Annotated in this window: 7 protein-coding genes, 4 tRNA genes and 1 pseudogene; 1 reads left to right on the top strand and 11 read right to left on the bottom strand. The window is 64.9% G+C overall.

Annotated features, from left to right (window positions below; all coding sequences use genetic code 11):
• Nucleotides 1–126: 126 nt before the first annotated feature.
• Nucleotides 127–1,125 carry an HAD family hydrolase gene (locus PKE44_RS09590; protein ID WP_324550477.1) on the bottom strand — a complete coding sequence of 333 codons (999 nt, stop codon included), beginning with the start codon at nucleotides 1,123–1,125 and terminating at the stop codon, nucleotides 127–129.
• 399 nt (nucleotides 1,126–1,524) lie between these two features.
• On the opposite strand from PKE44_RS09590, the gene PKE44_RS09595 reads away from it, so the two are divergent.
• Nucleotides 1,525–2,793 (top strand): anaerobic sulfatase maturase, encoded by a 1,269-nt coding sequence (locus tag PKE44_RS09595; protein WP_324550479.1) that lies wholly within the window; start codon nucleotides 1,525–1,527, stop codon nucleotides 2,791–2,793.
• A gap of 132 nt (nucleotides 2,794–2,925) precedes the next feature.
• Here PKE44_RS09595 and urtE read toward each other — a convergent pair whose 3' ends face one another.
• The 10 genes and pseudogenes from urtE to PKE44_RS09645 form a co-directional block, all read right to left on the bottom strand.
• The gene (gene urtE / locus PKE44_RS09600; RefSeq protein ID WP_324550490.1) at nucleotides 2,926–3,621 is read right to left on the bottom strand and encodes an urea ABC transporter ATP-binding subunit UrtE; all 696 of its coding nucleotides are present in this window, start codon (nucleotides 3,619–3,621) and stop codon (nucleotides 2,926–2,928) included.
• A gap of 38 nt (nucleotides 3,622–3,659) precedes the next feature.
• Nucleotides 3,660–4,559 carry an urea ABC transporter ATP-binding protein UrtD gene (gene urtD / locus PKE44_RS09605; protein ID WP_324550481.1) on the bottom strand — a complete coding sequence of 300 codons (900 nt, stop codon included), beginning with the start codon at nucleotides 4,557–4,559 and terminating at the stop codon, nucleotides 3,660–3,662.
• A complete protein-coding gene (gene urtC, locus PKE44_RS09610; RefSeq protein ID WP_324550483.1) occupies nucleotides 4,556–5,656 on the bottom strand; it encodes an urea ABC transporter permease subunit UrtC in 1,101 nt (366 codons plus the stop codon). The genes urtD and urtC overlap by 4 nt, the downstream gene beginning before the upstream one ends.
• Before the next feature lie 4 nt (nucleotides 5,657–5,660).
• Nucleotides 5,661–7,277 carry an urea ABC transporter permease subunit UrtB gene (urtB, locus tag PKE44_RS09615; RefSeq protein ID WP_324550486.1) on the bottom strand — a complete coding sequence of 539 codons (1,617 nt, stop codon included), beginning with the start codon at nucleotides 7,275–7,277 and terminating at the stop codon, nucleotides 5,661–5,663.
• Between the two features lie 278 nt (nucleotides 7,278–7,555).
• Nucleotides 7,556–8,857, bottom strand: coding sequence for an urea ABC transporter substrate-binding protein (gene urtA, locus PKE44_RS09620; RefSeq protein WP_324550488.1), 1,302 nt, complete (start codon nucleotides 8,855–8,857; stop codon nucleotides 7,556–7,558).
• Nucleotides 8,858–9,589: 732 nt separating this feature from the next.
• A tRNA-Lys gene (locus PKE44_RS09625) sits at nucleotides 9,590–9,665 on the bottom strand.
• 45 nt (nucleotides 9,666–9,710) lie between these two features.
• A tRNA-His gene (locus tag PKE44_RS09630) sits at nucleotides 9,711–9,786 on the bottom strand.
• Nucleotides 9,787–9,817: 31 nt separating this feature from the next.
• A tRNA-Arg gene (locus tag PKE44_RS09635) sits at nucleotides 9,818–9,894 on the bottom strand.
• Nucleotides 9,895–9,926: 32 nt separating this feature from the next.
• Nucleotides 9,927–10,003 (bottom strand) — tRNA-Pro (locus PKE44_RS09640).
• 92 nt (nucleotides 10,004–10,095) lie between these two features.
• Nucleotides 10,096–10,397 (bottom strand): annotated as a pseudogene (locus PKE44_RS09645) (cysteine--tRNA ligase); the annotation flags it as partial.

Below are 10,397 nucleotides of genomic sequence, written 5' to 3' on the forward strand. Positions count from 1 at the left end.
GGGCTATCTGATCAAGGTGTTGAACGGGCAGATGATTTAGATGCGTTTGCCCTGACCCCCACCCCCTCATGAGCAGGGCCTATACCAACACCTGTCTGTTTGCACAGATATTGTTGGAATCCTGGTTCACGGCTCCGGATAGATTGTCTTCCACTCGCGCTTCATGTCGATGACGGTCCACCCCTGCTTCACGGCCAGATCCAGCGCATCTGCAAGCCGGCCTACCGCGGATTCGCGGTCATACGCCCACTCACGCTGCGCATCCGTGTGGTGCACGATGACACCAAGACGCTTGCCAGTACCTGCGGTGGCCAATTGCAGCATCTGCAGATCGCCATCCGAGTTACCGAATGCCGCGATCGGGCGGCGACCGATATGCTGATGGATGCCGACAGGCTTGCCGGTCTTGTCGTCAATGAAATTGACTTCGGGCAGCCGGACCAGTACCGGCTTGTCATCCTGCATTTCAAACCGGGTTTTGATGCTGCTGCCGACCACCTGCTCGGGTGGAACGCCATACACCCGCTCCGCCCACGGACGCATGAACTCGATGCCGCCGCCCGACACGATAAAGGTCTTGAAGCCATTGGCACGCAGATAGCCCAAAACTTCGAGCATGGGCTGGTACACCATACCGGTATACGGTTTGTGGGTAACCGGATGCTTCGCAGTCGCCAGCCAGTCTTCGACCAGTCTGGCAAACTCGTCGGTAGTCATGCCGGCGTGCGTCTCCATCACCAGATCCAGCAACGCCTTCTCCCCCCCCGCCAGCGCCTTCTTGAAGTCCCCCTTGAGTACCGACGCAAACGGTTCGCGGGTCTGCCACTCCGGATGCTGCGGCGCGAGCGTCCTGACGCGGTCGAATGCAAAGAGCGCCTGAAAGTACATCGGTTGTTCGGCCCACAGCGTGCCATCGTTGTCGAATACGGCGATGCGTTCAGGCGCAGGTACGAAATCCGGCGAGCCCTCACGGGTGACGGCAGCCACGAAGTCGATGATGGCTTTCCTGGACGCCCCATCCTGCCATGACGGCAACGGGTTATCCGTTGCACTCCGGCCTTCCGGGAAGATGAAAAATGACAGCCCGATGATGATTGTCAGTGCAACCGATTTCAGAAATTGCATCAGGAATCCCCCCTTGTCCTTTCGAACATTTGTCGAGCAACAACCACGCCGGCACCGGAATCGTTTTAGATTTTTTTGTAATTGCGGGGCTTTCGACAGAAGCCACTGATCCGGATCAATGATCCGGTTTTTCACGCAGCAGCAAGACTTGCCGGCATGGCATCGACCTTGCCGGAAGATTTCCTGCGCCCGCACCGGTTCAGGCCGGGCTGGATTTGCACGATGCAGATGAAAATTAAAATTTATAAGTAATTGTTTTAATTATAAAAATTTAGACTTTTCGCAAACCCCTCCACGCAGCGGATACTACCCGGCGAGCCCCCCCGATTGCGGGGAGATGCTTTGGCCTGTAGGGTAGCAACTCTAGTGGCACCTGCCACCCCGAACGCACGAATCCACATGATTCCGATCCATCCGGCTCCTGCCTCACCCGAACTCAGGCTGCCCGGGCTCGCCGCCGGCGACAGCTATCGCTTCCATACCATGGTCAAGCCCAGCGGTGCGCAGTGCAATCTGGATTGCCGCTACTGCTTCTACCTGCACAAGGAAGACCTGCTGCACCAGCCCAGGGTGCCGCGCATGAGCGAATCTCTGCTTGAGGCGCATATCCGGCAATACATAGAAGCGCAGACCGGCGAGGAGGTGGTGTTCAGCTGGCAGGGTGGCGAACCGACACTGATGAAGCTGGATTTCTTCCGCCGTATCGTCGAGTTGCAGGCCAGATACCGGAAACCCGGCCAGCGCATCGAGAACGACCTGCAGACCAATGGCATCCTGCTTGACGATGAGTGGGCTGTTTTCCTCAAGCAGCATGATTTTCTGGTCGGACTGTCGATCGACGGCCCGGCCGAGCTACATGACAAGTACCGCTACAGCAAGGGCGGCAGGCCGACGCACGCGCGCGTGATGGCCGCCGTCGCGCTGCTGCACCAGCATCAGGTGCCGTTCTCGGCCCTGTGCGTCGTCAACCGCGACAACGCCAAAAAGCCGATCGACGTCTACCGTTTCCTGCGCGATCAGGTCCGGCCACGCAGCATCCAGTTCATGCCCGGTCTGGGAAGCCACGATTTCCATTCGGTGGCACCGGGACACTGGAATGTCGACAGCCTGCCGCTGCTGGGCTCGGCACGCGCGCGACCGGGAGCCCCCGATTCAGTGGTCACTGAATGGTCGGTCGATCCGGACGACTGGGGCTACTTTCTAAACCGGGTGTGGGATGAGTGGTTCAAGCGTGATTTCGGCCGCGTGTTCATAGACCAGTTCGAGAACGTGGTTTCGATGATGTTCGGTGCCGGTTCCCAGAAGTGCGTGACCAGCCGCATCTGTGGCAAGGCTCTGGCCATCGAGCACAATGGCGACCTGTATTCGTGCGATCACTTCGTCTACCCGGAATACCGGCTGGGCAATATCACTGCGACGCACGAGGGTGACCTGGCGTTTTCCGACGCGCAAAAGCGCTTCGCCTTCGCCAAGTCCGACACGCTGCCGAAATACTGCCAGTCCTGTCCGTACCTTGCGCTGTGCTGGGGCAACTGCCCGAAGGATCGCTTCATCAGGGCCCCCGATGGCGAAGCCGGTCTGCACTATCTGTGCTCGGGCCTGAAGGCGTTCTATCGCAAGGCAACCTCCGCACGCCGCGAACTGGCCCGGCGGCTGGGACGGGCGTAACCGTTCGCTGATGCCGGCATTGAACCCCGCGAGTCCGCGGGGCTCATGCCGGCACGCGACAAATGCAGGGTTTTCCCCTCTCCCCCGAAGGGGCGAGGGGCTGAAAAGCAAAGCGTTCCGGCGTGATCGGCCTCACACCGCCAGATGCGCCCGCACCACCTCGTCGGTCAGCTCCGGCATCGTGCCGGTGGCGACGGTGCGGCCCTTCTCCATGATCGCGAAGTCGGTGCCGAGGCGGCGTGCGAACGGCAGCTTCTGTTCGACCAGCAGCACGGTCAGACCGATCTCGCGGTTCAGCCGGATGATGATGTCGCCGATCTCGCGCACGATGTTCGGCTGGATGCCCTCGTTCGGCTCATCGAGGATCAGCAGTTCCGGTTCGAGCACCAGCGCCCGGCCGATCGCGAGCTGCTGCTGCTGGCCGCCGGACAGATCGCCGCCGCGCCGGTGCAGGAACTGCTTCAGGATCGGGAACAGCTCGAAGATGCGCTCGGGCACCGCTTCGAGACCGTTCGGGCGGATGCCGAGGCCGACCTGCAGGTTCTCGCGCACGGTGAGCTGCGGGAAGATCTCGCGCCCCTGCGGCACGTAGCCGATGCCGATGCGCGCGCGCTGGTGCGCGGGCTGCTTCAGCAGGTTCGCGCCGTTGAACCGCACCTGCCCGCCGAAGGTCGGCGCCAGCCCCATGATCGCGCGCAGCGTCGTGGTCTTGCCGACGCCGTTGCGGCCCATCAGGCAGGTGCACGAGCCGCGGCGCACCGTCAGGTTCATGTTCCAGAGGATCTGGCTCTGCCCGTAGCGCAGGTTGACCTGATCGACCGTCAGCAGCGCATCGGCCGCCGTGGATTCCTGCAGCACCGCCGCCATCACGCCCCCTCCCCGAGATACACCTCGACCACCTTCGGATTGCTCTGGATCGCGTCCATCGTGCCCTCGGCGAGCACGTGGCCCTCGTGCAGCACCGTGACCTTGCGCGCGATCGAACGCACGAAGGCCATGTCGTGCTCGACGACGACGACCGAATGCTTTCCGGCCAGCGAGTTCAGCAGCTCGGCGGTCTGCTCGGTCTCCTGCTCGGTCATGCCGGCGACCGGCTCGTCGACCAGCAGCAGGCGCGGGTTCTGCATCAGCAGCATGCCGATCTCCAGCCACTGCTTCTGGCCGTGCGACAGGCTGCCGGCGAGCTGGCGCTCGTAGCCGTTGAGGCCGATGGTCGCGAGCACCCCGGCGATGCGTGCGCGCTGCTCGTCGCTCAGGCGCGCGAACAGCGCCCGGCGCACGCGCTTGTCGGCCTGCATCGCCAGTTCGAGGTTCTCGAACACCGAGTGGCCCTGGAACACGGTCGGCTTCTGGAACTTGCGGCCGATGCCGAGCTGCGCGATCTCGGACTCGCGCAGTTCGAGCAGGTTGACGTTCTGGCCGAAGTACACGGTGCCGGTGTCCGGACGGGTCTTGCCGGTGATGATGTCCATCATCGTCGTCTTGCCGGCGCCGTTCGGGCCGATGATGCAGCGCAGCTCGCCGTCGTCGATCGACAGGTTCAGGTCGTTGATCGCCTTGAAGCCGTCGAAGCTGACGCTGACGCTTTCGAGGTACAGGATCGCGCCGTGCGAAACGTCCGGCACCGGCCGGTCGCGCACGTCGGCCGGCAGCGGCTCGCGCGGCGTGGCCGGCGGTTTCGGCGGCGCTTCGGAGGCGTCGTGCAGCATCTGCGCGCCCTTCAGGGCATCACCGGCAGGGGTGACGGGCGGGATCACGGGATTCATGCGCGGGCCTCCGCGGCTCGGGTGCGGCGCAGGCGCCGGAACAGGCCGGTCAGGCCCTCGGGCAGGAACAGCGTCACCAGCACGAACAGGCCGCCGAGCGCGTACAGCCAGAACTCCGGCGCCACGGCCGTGAACACGCTCTTGAGGCCGTTGACGCTGGCCGCGCCGATCACGGCCCCGACCAGCGTGCCGCGCCCGCCGACCGCGACCCAGACAGCCATCTCGATCGACTGCGCCGGCGCCAGCTCGCTCGGGTTGATGATGCCGACCTGCGGCACGTACAGCGCACCGGCCAGACCGCAGAGCACCGCCGACAGCGTCCAGATCGCGAGCTTGTAGTACAGCGGCTCGTAGCCGCAGAACATCACGCGGCTCTCGGCGTCGCGGATCGCGGTCAGCACGCGCCCGGCACGCGAGCGCACGATCGCGCGGGCGAGCAGATACACGCCGAGCAGCACCAGCGCCGTCAGCCAGTACAGTGCCACGCGCACCGAGGGCTCGCTGAGCGTGAAGCCGAGCAGGCGCTTGAAGTCGGTCAGGCCGTTGTTGCCGCCGAAGCCGGTCTCGTTGCGGAAGAACAGCAGCATCAGCGCGAAGGTCATCGCCTGCGTGATGATCGAGAAGTACACGCCCTTGATGCGCGAGCGGAACGCGAACCAGCCGAACACGAAGGCGAGCAGCCCCGGCACGGCGAGCGCCATCAGCAGTGCGAACGGGAAGTACTCGAAGCCGTGCCAGAACCACGGCAGCTCCTTCCAGTTCAGGAACACCATGAAGTCCGGCAGCTCCGAGCGGTAGACGCCCTCGCCGGCCATGCTGCGCATCAGGTACATGCCCATCGCGTAGCCGCCGAGCGCGAAGTACACGCCGTGGCCGAGCGACAGGATGCCGGTGTAGCCCCAGATCAGGTCCATCGCCAGCGCCACCAGCGCGTAGCAGCAGAACTTGCCGGCGAGCGGGATCAGCCAGTCGGGCACGTGCAGCGGACTGGTCTCGGGCAGTGCGTTGAGCACCGGCACCGCCACCAGCAGCAGTGCCGCGACCACGAAGAAGCCGACCCAGCCGCGGGTCGTATGCAGATTGCGGATGCCGTGCATCGGTTCAGCCCTCCACCGCCCGGCCCTTCATCGCGAACAGCCCCTGCGGCCGCCACTGGATGAACAGGATGATGAAGCCGAGCAGCGCGATCTTGCCGAGCACCGCGCCCATCGACGGCTCCAGGAACTTGTTGACGATGCCGAGCCCCATGCCGCCGGCGACCGCGCCGGCGAGCTTGCCGACGCCGCCGAGCACCACGACCATGAAGGAATCGACGATGTAGGCCTGCCCGAGCTCCGGGCCGACGTTGCCGAGCTGCGACAGCGCCACGCCGGCGAGCCCCGCCACGCCGGCGCCGAGCGCGAAGGTGCCGGCATCGACGCGGCGCGTGTCGATGCCCATCGCCGCGGCCATGCCGCGGTTCTGCGTCACCGCGCGCACGCGCAGGCCGAGCCGGGTCTTCTGGAACAGCAGCCAGACCGTCACCAGCACCGCCAGCGCGAACAGGATCGTCGCGATGCGGTTGTACGGCAGCACCAGCTGCTGCGTGAGCTGGATGCCGCCCGACAGCCACGAGGGATTGGCGACCTCGACGTTCTGCGCACCGAAGATCAGGCGCACGGTCTGGATCAGGATCAGCGACAGGCCGAAGGTCGCGAGCAGGGTTTCGAGCGGCCGGCCGTACAGGTGGCGCAGCACGACGCGCTCCAGCGCCCAGCCGACCGCCGCCGCGCTCAGGAAGGCCACCGGCAGCGCCGCGAGCAGATACCAGTCGAAGGCCCCGGGCAGGTAGGCGCGGAACAGGTTCTGCACGACGTAGGTCGCGTAGGCGCCGATCATCAGCAGCTCGCCGTGCGCCATGTTGATGACGCCCATCAGCCCGAAGGTGATCGCCAGCCCGAGCGCGGCGAGCAGCAGCACGCTGCCGAGCGACAGGCCGTAGAACAGGTTGGCGCCCTGGTCGCGCAGCCACTGGCGGTCACCGATGGCCGTGATCGCCTTCTGCGCCGCAGCGCGGATTTCGGGGTCATCGCCGCTCGCGAGCGGCTGCAGCCGGCCGAGCACGGTCAGCTCGCCGTCATTGGCGAGCACGGCGAGTGCGGCGAGCTTCTTGTCCTTGTCGGGACTGTCGAGATCGAGCGGCGCCAGCGCGAGCTTCAGCGCCGTCACCACTTCCGGGTCCTGCTCCTCGGCGAGTGCGGCGCGCAGCGCCGGTTCGGCGCTCGCCGATGGCCGGTCATTCAAGGCCCGCGCGGCACCGAGACGCTCGGCGCGGTCCTCGGAGCGCAGGCGCGCTCGCTCGATGGAACTGGCGAGCACGCGGCGCACGGCGTTGGTCATCGCCGGCGCATCACCGGCGGCACCGGTCCACGGCTGACCGTCAGCGGCGTTGACCCGCTGGCCGTCGCGGGTGCGGATGAGGACGGCGCCCGGCGCGATCGTCAGCCGACCCTCGTCGAGGGCGACCAGCACGCGGCTGGCGCGCGGATCACGGCTCTGTGCCAGCACGTCGAGGGCGCTGCGCAGCGTCTTCGGGTCTTCGGCCAGCGCCGCGAGCGTGGCATCGATCTTCGGATCGACTGCGGCGGAAACGGGCTGTGCCAGCGGCAGCAGCAGGAGGCAGAACAGCAGTGCCGCCAGAGTCGACAGGCTCGGACGCGACCGGACAGGAGGATTCATGCGCAACCTCGGGGGGCCGACGGAAAGAAGCCGCCGGGACGCCGGTCTGCGGGCCGAAGCCTGGGTTCTTCGGACGGGTGGCCGGCGTCCCCGCGGGGCGACGCTGCCGGAGCCGGCGAAAGAACCGGCTCCGGCTCGCCGTCGACCGCAGGCAGGACTGCGGGGAGCGGCGGACGATGCGAAAGCGTGCGGCCCGACCCTGCGGGTGACGCCTGCGCATCGCATCCGTGCCGCGGACGCGGCACGGAACGCGCAGCGGACTGGCGCGGCGGGACGGCTTACTTGTACTTCGGTTCGGTGCAGTTGCCGCAGACCCACGGATAGGTCCAGTCGGCGACCTTCTTGGCGCTGTCCGGGATGTACGGCGACCAGGCCTGGGCGCGGATCGGGCCTTCGGTCTTCCAGACGATGTTGAACTGGCCGTCAGCCTGGATCTCGGCGATGTACACCGGCTTGTGCAGGTGGTGGTTCTTGGCGTCGAGCGACTCGACGAAGCCCGACGGCGTCTTGAAGGTCTGGTAGCCGAGCGCCTGGCGCACGGCATCGACGTCGGTGGTGCCGGCCTGCACGACCGCCTGCGCCCACATGTGGATGCCGGTGTAGGTGGCCTCCATCGGGTCGTTGGTCACGCGCTTGTCGCCGCCCGGCAGCTTGTTCTTGGCGACGTATTCCTTCCACGCCTTGATGAAGGCCTCGTTCTCCGGCGACTTGATCGACATGAAGTAATTCCAGGCCGCGAGGTGACCGACCAGCGGCTTGGTGTCGATGCCGCGCAGTTCCTCCTCACCGACCGAGAACGCCACGACCGGCACGTCGGTGGCCTTCAGGCCGGCGTTGCCGAGTTCCTTGTAGAACGGCACGTTGGAATCGCCGTTGATCGTCGAGACCACGGCCGTGCGCTTGCCGGCGGAGGCGAACTTCTTGATGTCGGCGACGATGGTCTGGTAGTCGCTGTGCCCGAACGGCGTGTAGGTCTCCATGATGTCGTCATCGGAGACGCCCTTCGAATGCAGGAAGGCGCGCAGGATCTTGTTGGTGGTGCGCGGGTACACGTAGTCGGTGCCGAGCAGCACCCAGCGCTTGGCAGCGCCGCCGTCCTCGGACATCAGGTACTCGACGGCCGGGATCGCCTGCTGGTTCGGCGCGGCACCGGTGTAGAAGACGTTGTACGAGGACTCCTCGCCTTCGTACTGCACCGGGTAGAACAGCAGGCCGTTCAGTTCCTCGAACACCGGCAGCACGGACTTGCGCGACACCGAGGTCCAGCAGCCGAACGTGACCGCAACCTTCTCCTTCTGCAGCAGCTCGCGCGCCTTCTCGGCGAACAGCGGCCAGTTCGAGGCCGGATCGACGACGACGGCTTCGAGCTTCTTGCCGAGCAGGCCGCCCTTGGCGTTGATTTCCTCGATGGTCATCAGCGCCACGTCCTTCAGCGACGTTTCCGAGATGGCCATCGTGCCGGACAGCGAATGCAGGATGCCGACCTTGATGGTGTCGGCCGCATGCGCGCTGCTGCCGGCCAGGGCGAGCGCGAGACCACCGGCCAGCGTGCCCAGGAAGAAGGTGCGGGTCTTGAGCATGGAAAATCCTCGATACGGTTCTGTTTGTGGTCGTCCCCTCGCGGGCACTCCGAACGGAATGCCCCCCCTGGACGCAGGAACCTTTCGAGCATTCGCCATGCCAAAGGCCGGCTTCACTGCCGGTTCATGGCTTTGCGGCAACGCATCATGTTGACGACTGCTGTAGAGCGAAGCTTACGCACCACAATCGTGCATCACTGAAATCAATATGAACCAAAGTGGTGCGCATGCGCCTTCGGCTGCACCATCGCCGCAATATGCCTCCTTACGGCGATGCACCATTATTGAAATCAGGCAACTTAAATTTCAGAAAGCTCAGTGGATATCAGCATCACCATCCCGAACCGCCGGCATCGACCGGCGCACGGGACTGAAGCCCGAAGCCCGCGGATTGCAGACGCAGCCGTGACGCCCGTCCTGCGAATCGCCCGATCGTCGCCCGGAGACAGGCTGGATGATCGCCGGACAACTGGCCGGCGCCGGAAGCAAGACTGGCGCCGGACCGCTCACCCTTGGCCTGAACTGCCTCGGGGTCTGAGGGAGAATCCAGGCCTTGCGCGTGCCCGCCCCCGTTCACCGCAGCAGACGGACGAAGGGAGGACATGCGTCACGATACGCGCCTGACGCCGGTGAAAACGTCGACGGAGAATGGACGGAAGGAGATCGGGCCAGAAAAGAAAAAGGGTTGCGGTTTGCCCGCAACCCTTTGATATCATTTTCATTCGCTGAAGATGGTGGGCCGTGTAGGACTCGAACCTACAACCAATTGATTAAGAGTCAACTGCTCTACCAATTGAGCTAACGGCCCGTTTTTTCGGGCATCCGGACCGCAGCGCGGTCCGGAATGAACTGATGGGGTGACTGATGGGGCTCGAACCCACGACAACCGGAATCACAATCCGGGGCTCTACCAACTGAGCTACAGCCACCACTGAAACCTGATTGCACGACTGCCGGGAGTGGCGCGCCCGGCAGGATTCGAACCTGCTACCCTCGGCTTAGAAGGCCGATGCTCTATCCGCATGAGCTACGGGCGCGGCGTTCGTCAGGACCGGCGCGCCGGGCTGGATGGTCGGGGTAGAGGGATTTGAACCCCCGACACCCTGCTCCCAAAGCAGGTGCGCTACCAGACTGCGCTATACCCCGCCGAGTCAGCCAGCGCTTGCAACAGGGTGCGTGCAAGGCCCGTCATTCTACGGATCGACGATTTCGCGTCAAGCCTCGGTCTGACGCCTGACTCAGGCCCGCCGCCAGCTCGTGCCCTGCGGACCGTCCTCCAGCACCACGCCCTGCGCGGCCAGCAGATCGCGGATGCGGTCGGACTCGGCCCACTGCTTCGCCTTGCGCGCAGCGGTGCGCTCGGCGATCAATCTCTCGATTTCGTCTACTGACAATCCCACAAAGAACTCGATCGATGTCTTTACATCTTCAGTTCTCGTAGAAATCTGAAAAGTCAAGTATCCCTTAAGAAAATCGTCGGCATCGCCGCCGAGCAGGCCGAGCACGCCGCCCAGCGCGCGCAGCGTCGCCGCCAGCGCAT

Origin of the sequence: Plasticicumulans sp., assembly GCF_035331805.1 — a bacterium.
GTDB lineage: Bacteria > Pseudomonadota > Gammaproteobacteria > Competibacterales > Competibacteraceae > Plasticicumulans.